19 protein-coding genes are annotated in these 20371 nt (G+C 70.9%); 9 read left to right on the top strand and 10 right to left on the bottom strand.

The features are described 5' to 3' along the window. The first annotated feature begins 1 nt into the window (after nt 1). The 5 genes from VLF38_RS05810 (at nt 2) to VLF38_RS05790 (ending at nt 4146) form a co-directional block, all read left to right on the top strand. Nucleotides 2-736 (top strand): hypothetical protein, encoded by a 735-nt coding sequence (locus VLF38_RS05810; RefSeq protein ID WP_325270338.1) that lies wholly within the window; start codon nt 2-4, stop codon nt 734-736. A gap of 3 nt (nt 737-739) precedes the next feature. Then, nucleotides 740-1879, top strand: coding sequence for an acyl-CoA dehydrogenase family protein (locus VLF38_RS05805; RefSeq protein ID WP_325270337.1), 1140 nt, complete (start codon nt 740-742; stop codon nt 1877-1879). 269 nt (nt 1880-2148) lie between these two features. Continuing rightward, entirely contained in the window at nt 2149-2730 is a 582-nt protein-coding gene (thpR, locus tag VLF38_RS05800) for an RNA 2',3'-cyclic phosphodiesterase (RefSeq protein ID WP_325270336.1), read from the top strand. Between the two features lie 124 nt (nt 2731-2854). Then, complete coding sequence (locus VLF38_RS05795; protein ID WP_325270335.1) at nt 2855-3484, top strand: NADPH-dependent F420 reductase; 630 nt, start codon at nt 2855-2857, stop codon at nt 3482-3484. A 47-nt stretch (nt 3485-3531) separates the two neighbouring features. Continuing rightward, nucleotides 3532-4146 carry an ACT domain-containing protein gene (locus VLF38_RS05790; RefSeq protein WP_325270334.1) on the top strand — a complete coding sequence of 205 codons (615 nt, stop codon included), beginning with the start codon at nt 3532-3534 and terminating at the stop codon, nt 4144-4146. Nucleotides 4147-4344: 198 nt separating this feature from the next. Here the strand turns inward: VLF38_RS05790 and VLF38_RS05785 are convergent, their stop codons facing one another. Beyond that, nucleotides 4345-4923, bottom strand: coding sequence for a hypothetical protein (locus VLF38_RS05785; RefSeq protein ID WP_325270333.1), 579 nt, complete (start codon nt 4921-4923; stop codon nt 4345-4347). Between the two features lie 121 nt (nt 4924-5044). Between VLF38_RS05785 and VLF38_RS05780 the strand changes: the two genes are divergently transcribed. Continuing rightward, nucleotides 5045-5989 carry a 1,4-dihydroxy-2-naphthoyl-CoA synthase gene (locus tag VLF38_RS05780; RefSeq protein WP_325270332.1) on the top strand — a complete coding sequence of 315 codons (945 nt, stop codon included), beginning with the start codon at nt 5045-5047 and terminating at the stop codon, nt 5987-5989. Here VLF38_RS05780 and VLF38_RS05775 read toward each other — a convergent pair. Both VLF38_RS05775 and VLF38_RS05770 read right to left on the bottom strand, forming a co-directional pair. Then, a complete protein-coding gene (locus VLF38_RS05775; protein ID WP_325270331.1) occupies nt 5983-7188 on the bottom strand; it encodes a benzoate/H(+) symporter BenE family transporter in 1206 nt (401 codons plus the stop codon). The two genes, VLF38_RS05780 and VLF38_RS05775, sit on opposite strands and share 7 nt — an antisense overlap. Nucleotides 7189-7311: 123 nt before the next feature. Continuing rightward, nucleotides 7312-7809: a hypothetical protein gene (locus VLF38_RS05770; protein WP_325270330.1), complete on the bottom strand. Its 498-nt coding sequence runs from the start codon at nt 7807-7809 to the stop codon at nt 7312-7314. 118 nt (nt 7810-7927) lie between these two features. On the opposite strand from VLF38_RS05770, the gene VLF38_RS05765 reads away from it, so the two are divergent. Beyond that, a complete protein-coding gene (locus VLF38_RS05765) occupies nt 7928-8386 on the top strand; it encodes a hypothetical protein (protein WP_325270329.1) in 459 nt (152 codons plus the stop codon). 116 nt (nt 8387-8502) lie between these two features. On the opposite strand, the gene aceF is transcribed toward VLF38_RS05765, so the two are convergent. The 4 genes from aceF to VLF38_RS05745 form a co-directional block, all read right to left on the bottom strand. Continuing rightward, nucleotides 8503-9804, bottom strand: a complete 1302-nt coding sequence (aceF, locus tag VLF38_RS05760; protein WP_325270328.1) for a dihydrolipoyllysine-residue acetyltransferase — start codon at nt 9802-9804, stop codon at nt 8503-8505. Beyond that, nucleotides 9801-12464 (bottom strand): pyruvate dehydrogenase (acetyl-transferring), homodimeric type, encoded by a 2664-nt coding sequence (aceE, locus tag VLF38_RS05755; RefSeq protein WP_325270327.1) that lies wholly within the window; start codon nt 12462-12464, stop codon nt 9801-9803. Before aceE ends, aceF begins: the two co-directional genes overlap by 4 nt. A gap of 105 nt (nt 12465-12569) precedes the next feature. Continuing rightward, a complete protein-coding gene (locus VLF38_RS05750) occupies nt 12570-13469 on the bottom strand; it encodes a LysR family transcriptional regulator (protein WP_325270326.1) in 900 nt (299 codons plus the stop codon). Between the two features lie 75 nt (nt 13470-13544). Further along, the gene (locus tag VLF38_RS05745; protein ID WP_325270325.1) at nt 13545-14216 is read right to left on the bottom strand and encodes a lipoyl protein ligase domain-containing protein; all 672 of its coding nucleotides are present in this window, start codon (nt 14214-14216) and stop codon (nt 13545-13547) included. A 122-nt stretch (nt 14217-14338) separates the two neighbouring features. On the opposite strand from VLF38_RS05745, the gene ppgK reads away from it, so the two are divergent. Then, complete coding sequence (gene ppgK / locus VLF38_RS05740; protein ID WP_325270324.1) at nt 14339-15079, top strand: polyphosphate--glucose phosphotransferase; 741 nt, start codon at nt 14339-14341, stop codon at nt 15077-15079. 288 nt (nt 15080-15367) lie between these two features. Here ppgK and eda read toward each other — a convergent pair whose 3' ends face one another. From eda to zwf, 3 genes are read right to left on the bottom strand one after another with little or no spacing between them, the layout of a single operon-like run. Then, entirely contained in the window at nt 15368-15988 is a 621-nt protein-coding gene (gene eda, locus VLF38_RS05735; protein ID WP_325270323.1) for a bifunctional 4-hydroxy-2-oxoglutarate aldolase/2-dehydro-3-deoxy-phosphogluconate aldolase, read from the bottom strand. Further along, complete coding sequence (gene edd, locus VLF38_RS05730) at nt 15988-17793, bottom strand: phosphogluconate dehydratase (protein WP_325270322.1); 1806 nt, start codon at nt 17791-17793, stop codon at nt 15988-15990. The genes eda and edd overlap by 1 nt, the downstream gene beginning before the upstream one ends. After that, complete coding sequence (gene zwf / locus VLF38_RS05725; protein WP_325270321.1) at nt 17793-19262, bottom strand: glucose-6-phosphate dehydrogenase; 1470 nt, start codon at nt 19260-19262, stop codon at nt 17793-17795. Before zwf ends, edd begins: the two co-directional genes overlap by 1 nt. Before the next feature lie 92 nt (nt 19263-19354). On the opposite strand from zwf, the gene VLF38_RS05720 reads away from it, so the two are divergent. Continuing rightward, on the top strand, nt 19355-20371 hold a 1017-nt coding region (locus tag VLF38_RS05720), incomplete at its 3' end, for an ROK family protein (RefSeq protein WP_325270320.1).

The following is a 20371-nucleotide window of genomic DNA, read 5'->3' as shown; positions in this document are numbered from 1 at the left end:
GATGAGCCGCTCCCTGCGCGTGACCGCCCTGTCGGCACTGCTGCTCGGCGCGCTCACGGCGTCGGGGTGTGGTGGCGACGAGGAGCCTCGCACGCCCACGAGCGCCTTCGGCAAGCAGACCGCCGCGCAGATCAGCGAAGCCGTGCGGTCGGACATGAAGGGCGTACGGTCGGTCACCATCGACGGTGTCAGCGAGGGCGAGACCTTCCACCTCAGCCTGGCTGACGACGGCACGTGTGTGGGCACGGTCGAGCCCGCCACGGGTGGCGAGGCGCAGGTCATCGAGGACGCCTCCGGTTCCTACGTGCGCGGCGACGCGGCGTACTGGAAGGGGCAGGCGTCGACCGAGGCCGACCGCGCGCGGGTCGAGCAGGCGCTGAAGGCCTGGGACGGCCGCTGGGTGAAGACGCCGCGGAGCGCTGGCTACCTCATGTTCCAGTGCGACTTCGCCACCTTCCTCCCGCAGGTGACGTCCGGCGACCGCACGCTCGCGACCAAGGGCGAGGAGCGCGAGATCGCCGGCGTCGACGCGGTCGCGCTCACCGCCGACCAGGGGGGCGTGACCAGCACGATGTGGGTCTCCACCGAGGCCCCCCACCGGGTCGTACGGCTGACGCAGGCCGGCAGCGACACCGCCTACACGTTCAGCGACTACGACGAGCCCGTCTCCATCCAGACTCCTGACCCCGCCGAGGTGTATGACCTCGCGGCAGCGAACAAGAAGAAAGCGGAGTGACCCATGAAGCGCACCATCTACACCCAGGACCACGAGGACTTCCGTGGGGCAGTCCGCACCTGGCTCGAGCGGGACGTCATCCCCAACGGCGAGCAGTACATCGCCGACAAGGCGCTGCCGCGTGAGTTCTGGCTGAAGGCCGGCGAGAACGGCTTCCTCGGCCTCGCCCTCGACGAGGAGTACGGCGGCGCCGGCGACTTCCGCTACAACGCCGTCCTCGCGGAGGAGCTCGCCAAGGTCAACGCTGCCCTCCCGACCTGCGTCGGCATCAACTCCGACATCACCGCGCCGTACATCAACGAGCTCGGCACCCCCGAGCAGAAGGAGCGCTGGCTCCCGGGAGTCGCGTCGGGTGAGATCGTCCTCGCCATCGGCATGACCGAGCCGGGCGGTGGCTCCGACCTCGCCGCGCTCAAGACCACCGCGGTCCGCGATGGTGACGAGTGGGTCATCAACGGCTCCAAGACCTTCATCACCAACGGCTACTCCTGCGACATCGTGATCGCCGCGGTCCGCACCGCTCCGGAGCTCGGCCCGAAGGGCATCACCCTCTTCGCCATCGAGGCGACCAAGGAGGGCTTCTCCCGCGGCCGCAAGCTCGACAAGGTCGGCATGGAGGAGTCGGACACCTCGGAGCTCTTCTTCGAGAACGTCCGCGTCACCGACGCCGAGATGATCGGTGAGCTCAACAAGGGCTTCATCCACATGATGCAGAAGCTCCCGCAGGAGCGCATCGCCTGTGCGATCGCCAACACGGCGCACGCCAAGCAGATCCTGCAGGAGACCGTGCAGTACGCCCACGAGCGCCAGGCCTTCGGCCAGTCGATCGGCAAGTTCCAGCACCTCAAGTTCCTGATGGCCGAGCTGGTCACGCAGATCGAGGTGTGCGAGGCCTACATGGACAAGTGCATCGAGGCGCACGACAAGGGCGAGCTCACCGCGGTCGAGGCCGCCAAGGCCAAGTGGTGGTCCTCGCAGGCCCAGTCCGAGGTCCTCGACGCCTGCGTCCAGATCCACGGTGGCTACGGCTTCATGAACGAGTACCGCGTGGCCCGCGCCTGGCGCGACGCCCGCGTCACGAAGATCTGGGCTGGCTCCAACGAGATCATGAAGGAGCTCATCGGCCGCGAACTGGGCTTCTGAGTTCTCCGTCGAGACCCGGGTCTTGGTTCGCCGAGACCCGGGTCTTGGCGTCTCCAGACCCGGGTCTTGGTGGCGCGGGGTCGGCGGCCTGCGTCGCGAGGCTGCCCTCCCTACGGTGGCTCCGGCCGCGGCGCCCTGTGTGGTCACCCTTGGTATGGCGAGGGCCGGAGCCACCACGCTCGCGCAACCTCCCGGCTCCGGCCGTAGGCCGCCCCCGACGCCCCGCCCGGTCCGTGCAAACGGGTTGCGGGCGACGGGAGACTGGAGGGATGAGACTCTTCGCTGCCGTCGTGCCTCCGGAGGAGGTGACCGCTCACCTCGACGACTTTCTCGACGTACGCCGGGAGGTGGCGCGGCACTGGCGCTGGGCGCTGCCGGAGCAGTGGCACCTGACGCTGGCGTTCGCGGCGGAGGCACCGGAGCGGGTGCTCGACGATGTCGAGGAGCGGCTTGCGGCCGCTGCGGGGCGGCGCCAGCCGTTCGAGGTGCGGATCAGCGGCGGCGGGGCCTTCCCGCACGTGGCGGACGCGAAGGTGCTGTGGGCAGGGGTCCGGGCAGCCGAAGCAGAAGCGCCGGTCGATGCGCTCGGAGAGCTGGACCTGCTGGCGACGGGTGCCCGTGCGGCGCTCGCAAAGGCAGGCGCGCAGGTCGACGGACAACGGTTCCGGCCCCACGTCACGCTCGCGCGGCTGGGGCACCCGGAGGAGCTGAGCAACTGGGTGAAGCTCCTCGGCGCCTACGAGGGCCCGGCCTGGCGCGTCGACACGCTCACGCTGGTCCGCTCCCACCTGGGCGAAGGACCTCGTCGTACGCCGCGCTACGAGACGGTGGCGGAGTTCCCGCTCGGCTGACGCCCCCGCACGACGTACACCGGTGGCCAGGAGCAGGGCTGCGCACGGTGCCGGCGGCCGTGTGGAGGCCGGGACTGTACGTCGTGCGGGAGTGATCCTTCGCGGGGCGGGCAGGATGGGGCTCATGGAGATCGCAGTCCTCGGCACCGGCATGGTCGGCAAGACCCTCGCCGCCGGCTTCCAGCGCGCCGGCCACACCGTCACCGTCGGCACCCGTGACCCCGAGGTCACCGCCGGCCGCGAGGAGTGGACCGACGTCCCCCTCGCGACGTACGCCGCCGCTGCCGCCGGCGCCGACCTGGTGGTGCTCGCGGTGGGTGGCACCGTGGCCGAGGAGGTGCTCGCGCAGGCCGACCTGCCACGCGGCGCGATCGTGCTCGACCTGACCAACCCGCTCGACTTCAGCAACGGCTTCCCGCCCACGCTGACCGTCAAGGACACCGACTCCCTCGCCGAGCGGCTCCAGCGGGCCAACCCGACCGCGCAGGTCGTCAAGGCGCTCAACACGGTCAACTGCACGTTGATGGTGGCGCCGCAGCAGCTTGCGGACGGGGACCACACGATCTTCGTCGCGGGTGACGACGCTGCGGCGCGCGCGCACGTGACGAGCGTGCTGCAGGACCTCGGCTGGGTCGACATCGTGGAGTTCCCGACGCTCGAGGCGGCCCGGGGTCTGGAGATGTACCTCCCGCTGTGGGTCCGCCTCATGGGTCAGCTGGGCACGCCGCAGTTCAACCTGAAGCTCGTGCGCTGAGACAGCGGGAAACCCCCGAGTAACACCACCCGGTTAAGGTCACAGACATGCCGTTCCTGCTTCGCGTCGAGCTGCCCGACGTTCCCGGTTCCCTGGGCAAGGTCGCGTCCGCCATCGGTGAGGCCGGTGGTGACATCGAGGCGATCGAGATCGTCGAGCACCGCGCCGACGGCACCGCGGTCGACGACGTCCTCCTCGAGACCTCCGCGATGCCCGACACGATCGTGTCGGCGTGCAACGCCCTCGACGGTGTCCGCGTTGTCTGGATCAGCCGCTACAACGCCGGCGGCAACCTCTTCCTCGACCTCGAGGCCGTCGAGGAGCTGACCGCCAACCCGGCCGGCGCGCTCGACCGCCTCGTCGACCTGCTTCCGCCCACCTTCCGCGCTGACTGGGGCGTGCGCCTGCGCCGCAACGGCAACGGCTCGACCGCCGTCCTCCACGGCACGGCTGCGGCGCCGGAGTCGCTGGACTGGTTCGAGATCGCCCGTGCGTCCCACGTGGAGTCCCCCGACGAGAACAACGTCCTCGCCGCCGCCCCGCTGATCCAGGACGAGATCATCGTGATCGGCCGGCGCGGTGGGCCCGAGCTGCTCGACTCGGAGGTCGCGCGCCTGGGCCACCTCACCGCGCTCGCGGTGAGCATCGCGAAGAACGCCTGACAGTTCTGCCGCTGGCGGGGTACCGGACCGTGAGGTCCGCGCCGGCTGGCGCCCCTTCGTCGGTCGACGGGTCCCATGCCTGTCGCCGACGGACGACATGACCGAGTCTCCCACCGACGGCTCGTACTGACTGGACGCCGACAGGGCCCGTTCCGCATCAGCGGAACGGCCCCTGTGAGGTGGAGCGTGTGTGCGGGATCAGCTGTTCGGGATCCAGTCGACCGTCGCCTGGCTCGTCCAGTCCGTGCCGTGGGCGGCCGCTGTCCCGTACGTCAGGTAGGTCTTCGCGCCGACGATGTGGCGGCCGTCCGGGAAGCACCGACGCGGCACGGCGATCCGCACGTAGTCATCAACGGTGCTGGTGTCGACCCCGACCTCGCCGCTACACGTCGTGGTGCCGTTCGGCCACGTGAGGCCCGACGGGTTGCCGTAGAGATCCGACCGCTGGAGGTCCAGGTCGAACCTGCGGCCGAGGCCGTCGTACAGCCCGGTGTTGACCGCCCAGGTCACGCCGCTGCAGGGGATTCCCGTAGTGCAGAGGTTGGCCCAGCCGCGCACGTTGACCCGCACGATGACGTTGGCGCTGCCGAGGGTGTATGCCACCGACGTGACGTCCGTGCGCTGCCGCTCCTGGCTCGTCGGCGAGCCGTCCCACGAGACGTCCAGCGTCGGGTCGGTCTGCACGACGGACGCCTGCGCCGGAGCGGCAGCGAGCGAGAGCGTGGCAGTGGCAAGAGCGACCGCGCCGAGGCGGCGCAGGGTCTTCAGTCGATGCATGGTTCCCCCGGAGATGGTGACGCGGCCGGCCCATGGTGGCGGCAGCTGAATCGCTGGACATTATTCACTGACCAGACGGGCGCTTCTGCGGGTCGTGATGCGGGTCGCTAGCCTTCGCTCCATGAGTGCGATCGAGGGCGTCAGCGAGATCTTCGACCCGGCGGACTGGGACGTCGTTCCCGGCTTCGAGGACCTGACGGACCTCACCTACCACCGGGCGAAGGAGCACGGCACCGTCCGGATCGCCTTCGACCGGCCCGACGTGCTCAACGCGTTCCGGCCCAACACGGTCGACGAGCTGCTCCGCACCCTCGACCACGCCCGCATGAGCGCCGACGTCGGCTGCGTGATCCTCACCGGCAACGGCCCCTCGGCCAAGAACGGCAAGTGGGCCTTCTGCACCGGTGGCGACCAGCGGATCCGCGGCAAGGCGGGTTACCAGTACGAGGACAAGACGATCGGCGCCGCGGACACGGGTGCCGAAGAGCCGAGCGTCATCGACAAGGCGAAGCTCGCGCGTCTCCACATCCTCGAGTGCCAGCGGCTGATCCGCTTCATGCCGAAGGTCGTCATCTGTGTCGTCCCGGGCTGGGCGGCTGGCGGTGGCCACTCGCTCCACGTCGTCTGCGACCTCACCCTCGCCTCCCGCGAGCACGCGCGGTTCAAGCAGACCGACGCCGACGTCGGCTCGTTCGACGGCGGCTACGGGTCGGCGTACCTTGCCCGGCAGGTGGGCCAGAAGTTCGCCCGCGAGATCTTCTTCCTCGCCGACGAGTACGACGCCGAGGAGATGCACCGGATGGGTGCCGTCAACAAGGTCGTCGAGCACAGCCAGCTCGAGAAGGTCGCGCTGGAGTGGGGCCGCAAGATCAACGGCAAGTCCCCCACCGCCCAGCGGATGCTGAAGTACTCCTTCAACCTCCTCGACGACGGCCTGGTCGGCCAGCAGCTCTTCGCCGGCGAGACCACGCGTCTGGCCTACATGACCGACGAGGCCCAGGAGGGTCGCGACCAGTTCCTCGAGAAGCGCGAGCCGGACTGGTCGCCGTACCCCTGGTACTACTGAGCCGGGCCGACGGGCGGGGACGCGTCGGCGGCACTCGGCTCGGCGCGGCGCGCGACCGTCGCCCGGACGACCAGGCCCGCGACCAGCGCCCAGAACGCCGCCCCGACGCCGAGCACGGTCACGCCCGAGGCGGCCACCACGAGGCAGGTGACGGCGGAGGCGCGCTCACTGTCGTCGGCGAGTGCGTCGTGGAGCGCGGCGGCCAGGGTGCCCAGCAGGGCGAGGCCGGCGGCCGACTGCATGACGCCGTCCGGCGCAGCGACGACGAGCGCGGTCACGACACCGGCAGCGCCCGCGAAGACGAGGTAGGTGGCTGCCGCCGCCATCGGAGCGATCCACCGCCGCTCGCGGTCGGGTCCGGCGTCGGGCCCGGCGGCCAGCGCCGCGGTGATCGCAGCCAGGTTCACCGCATGACCTCCGAACGGCGCGGCCGCCATCGTGCCCGCACCGGTGAGCAGCATCGACTCGCGCCACGGGACGCGGTAGCCGTAGCCGGACATCACCGCCACCCCCGGCACGTTCTGCGACGCCATCGTGACGACGTACAGGGGCAGCGCGATGCCGATGATCGCGGCGCCCGACCAGGCGGGCGCGGTGACGGTGAGCGTCGGGACGACGTCGCTTGCGTGGAGCTGGCCACCGGCAGTGACGAGGACGACCACCAGCGCGCTGGCGAGTGCCGCGGGGACGGCCCAGCGCGGAGCCAGCCGGAGCAGGACCAACCAGGTCAGTACGACGGGCCCGACGACCGCCGGGGACGCGGCCAGGGCGCTCACGGGCTCGATGCAGAGCGGCAGCAGCACGCCGGCGAGCATCGCCCGCGCGAGCGACACGGGGATGGCGGCCACCAGGTCGCCGAGGCGCGGGACCAGGCCGGTCAGGACGACGAGCGCGCCGGTCGCCAGGAACGCACTCACAGCTGCTGGCCAGCCGCCGGCCACGGCTCCGCCGGAGACCAGCAGGGCAGCGCCCGGCGTCGACCAGGCCAGGGTGATCGGGGTGCGGTGGCGCAGCGACAGCCAGGCGGTCCCGACCGCCAGGGCGATGCAGAGCGCCACCAGGCCGGAGGCGGCCTGCTCGGCGGTGGCGCCGACTGCGGTGAGGCCCGCGAGGACGACGACGAACGAGCTGCTGGCGCCGACGAGCGCAGCCACCACACCGGCACTGACCGGTGTGACGAGGGTGCGAGGAGATGACATGCGCGTGGTCTCCTCGGCGTCGCTTGGTCCCTGGGGCGGACCCACAGTAGAGCGGCGTACGACGGCGTGCATCCACCGGCCGGTCGCGCGCAGATCCTGGTCAGCGCACGCGGCGGCCGGCGGTCACTGCTCCGCGCGGTCGCGGTCCGCAGCGCCGAGTGCGCGCGACGCTGCCGCCCGGTGCAGCTCCCGCACCGTGGCGATCTGCTCGCGTGCCTGGGCGGCGAGGCCTTCGAGCACGGCGCGGTCGAGCCGAGGTTCCCGGTCGACGATCGCGAGCAGCGACTCCCAGCCGGCGAGCTTGCCGTTGAGGGCGATCTGCATCGACTCCAGCTCGACCAGGTCGGTCATCGCGGTGCGCTGGAGGAGGTTGCCGTTCGGCTTCAGGCGGGCGACGCGCTCGGTCAGCCTCGCGACGCTGTTGAAGAGGGTGTTCTCGTGGAAGCCGAGGGCGTGCATCATCCCGCGGAGTGCGACGCGCTCCTCCACGAGCTCGCCGTGGATCCGGCGAATCGCGCTGCTTGCGGGCTCGGGCAGACCTTCGGCCGAGCGATCGAAGAGGTCGACACCGGCCGTCGAACCGGCGAGGTGAGTGCGCATGTACCGCTCGAGGTGGCTCATGCGTGGCGGGTACCCCTCGCGGGGTTGCCGGAAACCGGCGCGGACGGTCTTCGCATTCCTGCCGCGATGTCCGGTTGCGACGGCTACCCTCGGCTCACCGGACTGGTGGGGAGGCGAGATGGCAGCGGACGACCCTGCGACCGCGGAGCTGCTCGCTGGTCTCTGGGATCTGCTGGAGGAGTGGTCCTCCGACGCGATCCAGCGGACCCGGGGTGAGCGGGGTGCCGGACCCTCGGAGGTCGCGGAGGCCGAGATCCGGATGCTGGTTGCGCATGCAGCCGAGTTGCGCGGCGTGATCGAGAACTACCTCGACGGAGCGCTGCGGGAGCCGGACCACGCGCCCCAGTCCGCTGCGACCGGTTCCCTGCCCGAACCCGAGTCCGGCCCGCAGGGCCAACCCGACCCGCAGGCCGCACCCCAGCCCGCCGTACGCGCGGCCGACCATGCCTGCAACTCGGCTGACTTCGAGCGCCCGGCCTGCGAGGCGTGCGGGTGCCAACACTGGTTCTGCTCGATCTGCGGCCTGCAGCAGGACGTCTGCACTGCCCTGCCGATCGCTGTCACACCCTCTGCCTGAACGACCACGACCCGGATCTCGACGGGTCGAACGCCCGGTCTCGATGCGCCCAAACCCGGGTCTCGGCGGACCAAGACCCGGGTTTCGACGGGAGGGGTGAGGCGGAGCTGCCTCGGTCAGAGGACGAGCCGGCGGACGTCCTCCACGAGGTTGCCGAGGTGCGCCGTGAAGCGCGCGGCGAGGGCACCGTCGATGACACGGTGGTCGTAGGAGAGGGACAGCGGGAGCATGAGCCGCGGCTCGAAGGACTCGCCGTTCCAGACCGGGGCCATCTTCGACCGGACGACGCCCAGGATCGCGACCTCGGGGGCGTTGACGATCGGCGTGAAGGAGGTGCCGCCGATGCCGCCGAGGCTGGAGATCGTGAACGTGCCGCCCTGCAGGTCGGCGCCGGTCAGCTTCCCTTCGCGGGCGCGCGCCGAGAGGTCGGCGAGGTCGTGCGACAGCTCGGTGATGCCCTTGCGGTCGACGTCCTTGACCACGGGGACGACGAGGCCGTCGGGGGTGTCGACCGCGACGCCGATGTTGATGAAGTCCTTGTAGATGAGGTTGTCACCCGCGAGCGAGCTGTTGAGCTCGGGGAACTTCCGTAGCGCCGACGCCGAGGCCTTCAGCAGGAAGGCCAGGAGCGTCACGCGGTAGCCCTCGGTCTTGGCGACCGCGTCGAGCTCCTTGCGGTAGGCGTCGAGGTCGGTGATGTCGGCCTCGTCGTTGTGGGTGACGTGCGGGACGTTGAGCCACGAGCGGTGCAGGAACGGGCCGGAGATCTTCTTGATCCGCGACAGCGGGACCTCGCGGACCGGGCCGAACTTCGAGAAGTCGACCTCCGGGATCGGCGGGATGCCCGAGCCGGTCGCAGCGCCGCCGGCGGCCGGCGCGACGCCCTTCTCGAAGTGCGTCAGCAGGTCGGCCTTGGTCACGCGGCCCTTGATGCCGGTGCCGGCGACCTTGGCCAGGTCGACCTCGAGGTCGCGGGCCAGGCGGCGCACGAGCGGCGTCGCCCGCAGGCCCTCGGCCTCCGGCGACGAACCCTGAGCAGGTACGCCGGCAGTCGGGGTCGGCGCGCTGGTCTCGACGGCCTCGACCGCAGGCGCGGGCGCTTCGACGTCCACCGGAGCCGGCTGCTCGGACGCTGACGGGGCCTCTGCAGGAGCGTCCTCAGCCGCGGCGTCCGCGGTCTCGATCACGGCGAAGACCGAGCCCTGGCTGACCTTGTCGCCGACGGCGACGTTGATCGCGGTGATGGTGCCGGCGACGGGCGCCGGGATGTCCATCGTGGCCTTGTCGGTCTCGAGGGTGACGAGCGGAGCCTCGACGTCGACGGTGTCGCCGACGCTGACGAGGATCTCGATGACGGGTACGTCGGTGAAGTCACCGATGTCGGGAACCTGAATGTCCATGTCTGTTGCAGTCCTCACGCGAGAGCCGGCGTCGGCCGGTCGGGGTCGATGCCGTACTTCTCGATCGCCTCGGCGACGACGGAGCGCTCGATGGCGCCCTCGTCGGCCAGGCGCTGCAGGGCCGTGACCACCACGAAGTGGCGGTCGACCTCGAAGTGGCGGCGCAGGTTGATGCGGTAGTCCGAGCGACCGAAGCCGTCGGTGCCGAGGGCGGTGAAGTCACCGGGGACGAAGGCGCGGATCTGGTCGGCGTACGCCTTCATGTAGTCGGTCGCGGCGATGACCGGACCCTTGCGACCCTCGAGGCACTGCTCGACGTACGACTGCTTCTTCCCCTCGAGCGGGTGGAGGGTGTTCCACCGCTCGGTCTCGAGGCCGTCGCGGCGCAGCTCGTTGAAGCTGGGGACGCTCCAGATGTCGCTCTCGATGCCGAAGTCGTCGCGGAGCAGGTCCGCCGCGGCGATGACCTCGCGCAGGATGGTGCCCGAGCCCAGGAGCTGCACCTTCGCGGCGTTCTTGCCGCGCTTTGCCGGCGCCTCGCGCAGCGGGTACATGCCGCGGAGGATGCCCTCCTCGACGCCTTCGGGCATCGCGGGGTGCTCGTAGTTCTCGTTCATCAGCGTGAGGTAGTAGAAGACGTCCTCCTGCTCGACGTACATGCGGCGGAGGCCGTCGGCGACGATCACCGCGAGCTCGTAGGCGTACGTCGGGTCGTAGCTCACGCAGTTGGGGATGAGCGAGGCCTGCAGGTGGCTGTGGCCGTCCTCGTGCTGCAGGCCCTCGCCGTTGAGCGTCGTGCGGCCGGCGGTGCCACCGCACAGGAAGCCGCGGGCGCGCATGTCGCCGGCGGCCCAGGCGAGGTCGCCGATCCGCTGGAAGCCGAACATCGAGTAGTAGATGTAGAACGGGATCATCGGCGTGTCCGACGAGGAGTACGACGTGGCCGCCGCGATCCACGAGGACATCGCACCGGGCTCGTTGATGCCCTCCTGGAGGATCTGGCCGCTGGCGTCCTCCTTGTAGAAGAGCAGCTGGTCGGCGTCCTCGGGCGTGTAGAGCTGGCCGGCCTGCGAGTAGATGCCGACCTGGCGGAAGAGGCCCTCCATGCCGAAGGTGCGCGACTCGTCGGGCACGATCGGGACGATCCGCTTGCCGACGTTCTTGTCGCGCAGCAGGATCGTCAGGATCTGGACGAACGCCGTGGTGCTGGAGAACGACCGGCCCTTGGAGTCGGTGATCAGCTTGGCGAACGCGTCGAGCTTCGGCACCTCGAGCGACTCCGACGTACGCCGGCGCTGCGGGAGGTAGCCACCCAGCTCGGCCCGGCGGGCGTGGAGGTAGGTGTGCTCCTCGGAGCCCTCGGCGAAGCGGACGTAGGGGTAGTCGGCGATCTTGGCGTCGGAGACCGGCACGTCGAAGCGGTCACGGAACGCCTTGAGCGCGTCGGCGGCGACCTTCTTGGCCTGGTGGGCGATGTTCTGCGCCTCGCCGGCCTTGCCCATGCCGTAGCCCTTGACGGTCTTGGCGAGGATGACCGTCGGCTCGCCGGCGTGGGTGTTGGCCGCCGCGTAGGCGGCGTACACCTTCTGCGGGTCGTGGCCGCCACGGGTGAGGCGGAAGATCTCCTCGTCGGTCCAGTCGGCGACCATCGCCTTCAGCTCGGGCGTGACGAAGAAGTGCTCGCGGACGTAGGCGCCGTCCTTGGACTTGTAGGTCTGGTACTCGCCGTCGACGCACTGCATCATGCGGCGCTTGAGCGCGCCGGTGTGGTCGGCCTTGAGCAGCTGGTCCCAGCCGGAGCCCCAGATGCACTTCACGACGTTCCAGCCGGCGCCGCGGAAGACGCCCTCGAGCTCCTGGATGATCTTGCCGTTGCCGCGCACGGGGCCGTCGAGGCGCTGCAGGTTGCAGTTGATGACGAAGACGAGGTTGTCGAGCTTCTCGCGGCCGGCGAGCGAGATCGCGCCGAGCGACTCGGGCTCGTCCATCTCGCCGTCGCCGAGGAAGGCCCACACCTTGCGGTTGGCGGTGTTGGCCAGGCCGCGCGCGTCGAGGTACTTGAGGAAGCGGGCCTGGTAGATCGCCATCAGCGGGCCGAGGCCCATCGAGACCGTCGGGAACTGCCAGAAGTCGGGCATCAGCCACGGGTGGGGGTACGACGAGAGGCCGCTGCCGGCGTTGACGCCGGTCTCCTGGCGGAAGCTGTCGAGCTGGGCCTCGCTCAGGCGGCCCTCGAGGAAGGCGCGGGAGTAGATGCCGGGCGAACAGTGGCCCTGGACGTAGACCAGGTCGCCGCCGTGCTCCTCGCTCGGCGCGTGCCAGAAGTGCTGGAAGCCGGTGTCGTAGAGCGTGGCTGCCGACTGGAAGCTGGAGAGGTGTCCGCCGAGCTCGCTGGACTCCTTGTTGGCGCGCAGAACCATCATCATCGCGTTCCAGCGGACGGCGGAACGGATCCGGCGCTCGACGTCGAGCTCGCCGGGGTGGGCCGGCTCCTCGTCGGTCGGGATGGTGTTGATGTACGGCGTGGTGTTGTTCAGCGGAACCCGGGCGCCGAGTCGCTGGGCCTCCTCGAGGATCTCCTCGAGCAGGAAGCGGGTGCGTGACTCACCCTCGAACTCAAGAACGGCGGCGAGGGCTTCGCGCCATTCCTGGGTCTCGGCGGGATCGATGTCGGACATGGGTGGCCCTTCGATGTCGTGTGAGCGGTCTCACCATCGTGCGGGATCGGGGCCTCATGCGTCCAATGACCTCTGTTTCCGTGACACATGCATCTGATGCATGATTTAGTCGGCCAGGCGGCCGGCCACCGTCTTCGCCTGCTTCAGCGTGTGCGTGCGGAAGTGCTCCGACGGAGCGGGCAGCCGGCGACCGCCCACCCAGGCCAGGCAGATCTCGCGGCTGGCCTGGACGTCGGTGACCCGCAGGTGGGGCGAGGCGGGGGTCCCGACACCGTGCGGCTCCGGGATCAGCGCGACGCCCAGCCCGGCAGCCACCAGGCCGCGGAGGGTCTCGACCTCCTCGCCCTCGAAGCCGATCCTCGGCACGAACCCGGCCTGCCCGCAGAGGTCCTCCGTGATCGCGCGCAGGCTGAAGCCCGGCAGCAGCGCGATGAAGGTCTCCTCCGCCGCCTCGCTCAGCCGGACCGCCTTGCGACCGGCCAGGCGATGGTCGGGAGGTACGACGAGGCGGAGCGGCTCGCGCAGCAGCTGCCGGCTCTGGATGAGGGCGTGGTCTGGCCGGTCGCCGGTGATCGCGAGGTCGACCGCGCCGGCCAGCAGGTCGCTGACGAGCCCGTCGTCACCGTGCTGGCGCAGGTCGAAGCGGACGTTGGGCCGCTCGGCGCGGAACCCCTTGATCAGCTCGGGCACGAGCCACGTGCCGAGCGTGTGGAGGAAGGCCACCGGCACGAAGCCGCCGTCGGGTCGCGCCAGGTCGTCGACGGCCCGGATCCCGCGGTGGTAGGCGTCGACGATGTCGCGCGCGTGCACCACCAGCTCACGGCCGGCGGGGGTGAGGGTCAGCCCGCGACCGACGCGCTGGAAGAGCTGGGTGCCGACCTCCTGCTCGAGGCGGGCAAGGGCCCGCGACATCGCCGGCTGCGTGCGGTGCGAGCGCTCCGCGACCTCGGTGACGGTCTGGCCGTCGGCCACAGCCAGGAATGCGCGAATGATCTCGATGTCCACGCACCCATGCTCCCAGCACATGCATCCCCCCGCGAGGTGTGGCTTGTGGTCACGCGAGGTGGGTGTTGTGGCGCTTCAGGAGCTGGTGACGCCGAGACGCCGCAGGATCGCCGGCTCCAGGTCGCGAAGCGCTTCGTCACCGATCCCGGTCGCGACGTCGGCCAGCTCGCGCGACGCACGATCGCGGTCCGCCTCGGGCAGCTCGAGCAGGTCGAGGACCGCGTCGGGATCCCACGCGGCGTACACGATGCACTGGAAGCGCGCGCCCTCGCGCGTGCGGCGCTGCGAGATGCCGACTGCCTTGCGCCCGTCGACGAGGACCTCGCCGGGGCCGAGCGCGCCGAAGCAGACGAGTCGGCCCCAGTCGGTCTTCTCGAGGCCGTCGCGGTAGAGCTCCGCATCGAGGCCGACCTCGAGCAGTGCCTCGGTCCAGGCTTCGCCGAGCCACCAGGTCGATGCGCGTACGTCGTCGTCCCAGCGCGGATCGTCACGCGGCACCACCACGTCGATCCAGAGGCAGCCGGTGGTGGGCACCCAGACGGCGCCGCCGCCGCTGCGTCGGCGTACGACCTCGACGCCGGAGGCGGCTGCGGCGCGGAGGTCGACCTGCTCGGGCTTCTGGCTGCTGCCGAGGACGAGCGCGGGGCGTCCCGGCTCGAGCACCCAGGCCTCGGCCCCCGTGAGATCGGGACGGATCGGGCGCTCGTGGAAGTCGCCGATCGGCTCGGTCAACCGGAGGAGGTGCATGGTGGGATTGTGCCCGGTCCGCTCCGGCGAAAACTTATGCGTGACAAAAGATCAAAAGTAGGTACGATGGCGTCACCGAACCGTGCGACGTGTGTCCACCCGAGAACCTGGAGGTCCCTCCGATGACTGTTGCCCTGGGCGTCGACGTCGGCGGCACCGGCATCAAGGCCGCTCTCGTCGACACCGCCACCGGCGAGCTGCTCTCCGAGCGGTTCCGGCGCGATACCCCGCAGCCTGCCACTCCCGAAGGTGTCCGCGACGCCGTCGAGTCGGTCTGTGCCGACGCCGGCCTCGACAAGATCGACCGGATGGGCATCGCCGTGCCCGGCATCGTCCGACGCGGCGTGATGCTCAGTGCCGCCAACCTCGACCAGTCGTGGATCGGCCGGGAGCTGGACCAGGTCTTCAAGGGCTTCGCCGGCGAGCACGTCGCCTTCCTCAACGACGCCGACGCCGCGGGCGTCGCCGAGACGGAGTTCGGCTCCGCTCACGGAGTCGACGGCCTGGCCATCGTCATCACCCTCGGCACCGGCATCGGAGGCGCGTTCCTCCACGACGGCGTCCTCGTCCCCAACTGCGAGCTCGGCCACCTGCAGGTCGACGGCCGCGTCGCGGAGCACTTCGCCAGCGCACGTGCACGCGAGGTCCTCGGCCTCTCCTGGACCGACTGGGCCGCCGGTGTCTCGCGCTACCTGCAGCACCTCGAGTTCCTCTTCTCGCCCGAGGTCATCGTCATCGGCGGCGGCATCACCCAGGACCCCGAGCTCTGGTTCGACGACCTCGAGTGCAACACGCCGCTGCGTCTGGCCACCCTCTCCAAGAACGCCGGCATCGTCGGCGCTGCCCTGACCGCCACGCGCTGAGCTCCAGGCAGCGGGCGGCGCGCGCCTGGACGGGGGTCGGGCGCGCGTCGTACGTCGGCAGTCCCGCCGCCGCGCCCCGCTGTTCGCCCGCTTGCGCGCAGCTGTCGTGGCATCCGCGCCGCCGCAGCTCCGCAGCAGCCACGGGAACACCGCGTTGCATCGGCGGCAGCAGAGGCAGCGAAAAGACGTCCGGCCCCGCCTTCCTGGGACCAGTCAGGAAGGCAGGGCCGGACGGGAAACGCGCTCAGGCCCGAGTCGAGGCGGGCCGCGCAGGCCAGACCCGAGGGGTCAGGCCTGCCCGAGCGCGCTGACCGTGGCGCGGGCGGTGGCCGTGATCGACGACCAGTCCCGCGACTGCACGGCGCTGGCGGGGGTCAGCCAGCTGCCGCCCACACAGGCGACGTTCGGCAGCGCGAGGTAGCGCGGCGCCGAGTCCAGGGTGATGCCACCGGTCGGGCAGAAGCGGAGGTCGGGGAGAGGTCCGCCCAGCGAGGAGAGGAACGGCGCACCGCCCACCGCCTCGGCCGGGAAGAACTTCAGCTCGGTGAGCCCGGCCTCGCGGAGCACGAGTGCCTCGGAGATCGTCGAGCACCCGGGCAGCACCGAAACCCCGGTGCCCAGCATCGCGTCGAGCAGCGCCGGCGTCGTACCGGGGGAGACCAGGAACGACGAGCCCGCCTCGACGGCATCGCGAGCCTGCGCAGGCGTGGTCACCGTGCCGGCGCCGACGGCGATCTCCGGCACCTCCGCCGCGATCCGCCGGATCGACTCGAGCGCCGTGGGGGTGCGCAGGGTCAGCTCGATGACGCCGATGCCGCCCTCGACCAGCGCCCGAGCGAGAGGCACCGCAGACGATGGGTCGTCGAGGACGACGACGGGGACGACGGGGGAGAGGTCGAGGACGCTCATCAGTGGTTGCTCCCGAAGAAGGATGCTCCGCGGTCTGCGGAGGAGACGAGGTGGCGCATGCCGGCGAAGAGCTCGCGACCGGTGCCGTGGACGGTGTTGTCGACGAGGTGCGGTTCCCGCGCCGAGAGGTCGGCGTCGATGCTGAGGATGCCGGTCGCGCCGTCGACGGTGATGACGTCGCCGTCGCGCACCCGCGCGAGCGGCCCGCCGGCGGAGGCCTCGGGCGTCACGTGGATGGCGGCGAGGACCTTGCCCGAGGCGCCGGACATCCGGCCGTCGGTGACGATGGCGACCTTCTGCCCACGCCCCTGGAGTACGCCGAGCGGCGGGGTCAGCTTGTGCAGCTCCGGCATGCCGTTGGCCGAGGGCCCCTGGTGCCGGATGACCGCGACGAAGTCACCGGTCAGCTCGCCGGCCTGGAAGGCGGCGATCAGGTCGTCCTGGTCGTCGAAGACACGAGCGGGAGCCGTCACCGACCGCTTCTCGGGCGCGACGGCGGAGACCTTGACGACGCCGGTGCCGAGGTTGCCCGTCAGCACGCGGAGGCCACCCTCCTTGTCGAACGGGTCGTCCGCGGTGCGCAGGATGGTGGTGTCGAGCGACTCCGAAGGACCGTCGACCCAGGTCAGTGCCCCGCCAGCGAGTGAGGGCTCCTGGAAGTAGCGCGACAGCCCCGGACCGGCGATGGTCTGGACGTCCTCGTGGAGCAGGCCCGCGTCGAGGAGCGTGCGGATCGTGAGCTGGAGGCCGCCGGCGGCGGCGAAGTGGTTCACGTCGGCTGAGCCGTTGGGGTAGACCCGCGCGATGAGCGGCACGACGGTCGAGAGATCGCTGAGATCCTCCCAGGTCAACACGATGCCCGCAGCCGCCGCGATCGCGGGGAGGTGCAGCGTGTGGTTGGTGGAGCCGCCCGTGGCGAGCAGCGCGACGCAGGCGTTGACGATGACCTTCTCGTCGACGAGCTCACCGAGCGGCGTCGAGCCCTGCTGCGCCAGCTCCGTCACCCGCGCGGCGGTGGCCTCGGTCAGCGCCTGGCGCAGCGGCGTGCCCGGGTTGACGAACGACGAGCCCGGCAGGTGCAGGCCCATGACCTCCATCAGCATCTGGTTGCTGTTGGCGGTGCCGTAGAAGGTGCAGGTGCCGACCGAGTGGTACGACGCGGCCTCGGCCTCGAGGAGCTCGTCGCGGCCGACCTTCCCCTCGGCGTACTCCTGGCGGACACGTGCCTTCTCGTCGTTCGGCAGGCCGGAGGTCATCGGGCCCGCGGGGACGAAGGCGGTCGGGAGGTGGCCGAACGAGAGCGCGCCGATCAGCATGCCGGGCACGATCTTGTCGCAGACGCCGAGCATGAGGGCGCCGTCGAACATGTCGTGCGAGAGGCCGATCGCGGTCGCCATCGCGATGACGTCGCGGCTGAAGAGCGAGAGCTGCATGCCGTCGCGGCCCTGCGTCACGCCGTCGCACATGGCGGGCACGCCGCCGGCGACCTGGGCGATGCCGCCGGCGCGGATGACCGCCTTCTTGATCAGCGGCGGGTAGCTCTCGAACGGCGCGTGCGCCGACAGCATGTCGTTGTAGGAGGTGACGATCGCGATGTTGGGCTTCACCAGCTGCCGCAATTCGCTCTTGTCCGCCACCGGAGCCGAAGCGAAGCCGTGGGCCAGGTTGCCGCAGGCCAGGCGGCCGCGGGCGGGGCCGCGTTGCTGGGCCGCGCGGATGCCGTCGAGGTAGGCAGCACGCGCTGTCGCCGACCGCTCGGTGATGCGCGCGGTCACCGCCGCGAGGGTGGGATGGAGTGTGGTCATCAGACGTTGCTCTCGTGCCAGGAGCGCCCGTCGCGCTCGATGAGTGCGGTGGCCTCCATGGGGCCGGTCGTGCCAGCCGCGTAGGTCGCCGGGGGGAGGTCGGAGGCGGCGTGGTGCTCGATGATCGGCTGCGCCCACTGCCAGGCGGCCTCGATCTCGTCGCGCCTCATGAAGAGGGTCGGGTTGCCGCGGACGACGTCCATCAGGAGCCGCTCGTAGGCCTCGGGCGCGGGGGCGCCGAACGCCTGCGCGAAGTTGAGGTCGAGCGAGACCGGGCGCGTGCGGTAGCCGCCGGGGCCGGGCTCCTTGGCCATCAGGTGCAGCTGGACGCTGTCGTCGGGCTGCAGGCGCAGCACCAGTCGGTTGGGCTCGCTCGGGGCGTCCTCGCCGGGGAACATCGGGTGCGGGATCGGGCGGAACTGGATGACGATCTCGCTCGCCCGCGCGGCCAGGCGCTTGCCCGTGCGCAGGTAGAACGGCACGCCGGCCCAGCGCCAGTTGCTCACCTCGGCCCGGATCGCGACGAAGGTCTCCGTGCGCGACGCGCCGGACTCGAGCTCCTCGACGTACGCCGGGACGGGCGTGCCGCCGACCGTGCCCGCGGCGTACTGGCCGAAGACGGCGGCCCCGGCCACGTCGTCACCGGTGAGGGGCTTGAGTGCCTCGAGGACCTTCAGCTTCTCGTTGCGGACCGCTTCGCCGGCGACGCAGGAGGGCGGCTCCATGGCGACGAGGCAGAGCAGCTGGAGCAGGTGGTTCTGCACCATGTCGCGCATCGCACCGGAGTGGTCGTAGTAGCCGGCGCGCTGCCCGACACCGAGGGTCTCCGCCGCGGTGATCTGGACGTGGTCGATGTGGCGGGCGTTCCACAGCGGCTCGAAGACGGCGTTGGCGAAGCGGGTGACCAGGAGGTTCTGCACCGACTCCTTGCCGAGGTAGTGGTCGATGCGGAAGACCCGGGACTCGTCGAAGACGGCGTCGACGGCGTCGTTGATCGCCCGGGCCGACTCGATGTCGGTGCCGATCGGCTTCTCGAGCACGACGCGGCTCTCGGGGGTGACCAGGTAGTTGTCGGCGAGGCGCTGGCAGATCGTGCCGAAGAGGCCCGGGCCGACCGCGAGGTAGAAGACCCGGGTCGGGTTGGCGCCCTCCTCGATCGCACGGGCCAGCGCGGCCCAGCCGCTCGGCTCGTCGATGTCGAGCGTGACGTGGCTCAGGCGGGTGAGGAAGTGTGCGATGTCGGCCTCGCTGGCGGCGGGCACGAACTCCTCGAGGGCGCTTCCCACCTTGTCGCGGTAGCCCGCGTCGTCGAGGCCGGCGCGGGAGACGGCGACCACGCGTGACGACGGTGGGAGCTGTCCGTCGCTCATCCGGAGGAAGAGCGCGGGCAGCAGCTTGCGGAAGGCGAGATCTCCGGTGCCGCCGAAGATGACGAAGTCGCTCGGGGTGAGCTCGGTCATCGAGGTCATGCCAAGCAGAGTACCGACTTATGCGCTCGAAAGATACATAAGTTCCCGGAAAGTTCGCCCATGACGTCAGAAGTACGGCTAGAGTCCCGCTCATGGCAGGTGGAGGAGCGACAGCACTACCGACCGCGGGCGGGGTCCTCGACCTGATCCGCCGCGGCGAGGTCCGCACGCGCGCCGACGTCGCCACCGTCACCGGTCTCTCCCGTACGGCGGTGACCGCACGTCTCTCGGCGCTGCTCGGTTCCGGCCTGGTCGTGGAGGGCGGTGAGGCGCCGTCGACCGGTGGCCGTCCCGCGACGTTCCTGCAGTTCAACGGTCGCGCCGGCAGCGTGCTCGCGGTAGCGGTCGGCCGCAGCCGCACCCAGCTCGCCGTCTGCGACCTGGCCGGCGAGGTGCTCGCCACCGCTGAGTTCGACCACGCCGACGGCCTCGAGCCCGACGCTCTCTTCCGCCGGGTCGACAAGCGCCTCGAGGCGCTGCTCGCCGAGGCCGGCGTCGCGCTCGACTCCGTGCGCGGCGTGGGGCTGAGCCTGCCGGGCATCGTCGACGCGAGGACCGCCACCTGCGTGTCCGCCCCCGTCCTCCGTGGCTGGGACGGTGTGCCGCTGGCTCCCTACTTCTCCCGCCTCGAAGGCGCCGTCGTCCACGTCGAGAACGACGCCAAGGTCCTCGCGCTCTCCGAGGCGCAGGGCCATCTCGCTGAGCACCCCGACCTCGTCGTCCTCAAGGCCTCGACCGGCCTGGGCTGCGGCGTCTTCGTCCAGGGCCGGCTCGTGCGCGGCGCCAAGGGTGCCGCCGGCGAGATCGGGCACACCAAGAGCCCTAGTGCCGACGGCCGGATCTGCCGCTGCGGCGAGGTGGGCTGCATCGAGGCCGTCGCTGCGGGCTGGGCGCTGGTCCAGGACTCCATCGCCGACGGGGTCGAGGTGGCCCACGTGCGCGAGCTCGCCGACCTCGCCGTCGGTGGCGACGCCGTCGCCCGCCGCCGGATCCGGGAGAGCGGACGTCGCGTCGGCGAGGTGCTCGCCGGCGTCGTCAACCTGCTCAACCCGGGCGCGATCGTCGTCGGCGGCGACCTCGCCGCGGCGTACGACATCTTCGTGGCGGGG

This window comes from Nocardioides sp. (assembly GCF_035481145.1).
GTDB lineage: Bacteria > Actinomycetota > Actinomycetes > Propionibacteriales > Nocardioidaceae > Nocardioides.
Note: the sequence above shows the minus strand (reverse complement) of the source record. Positions and strands in the feature narration are given on the sequence as shown.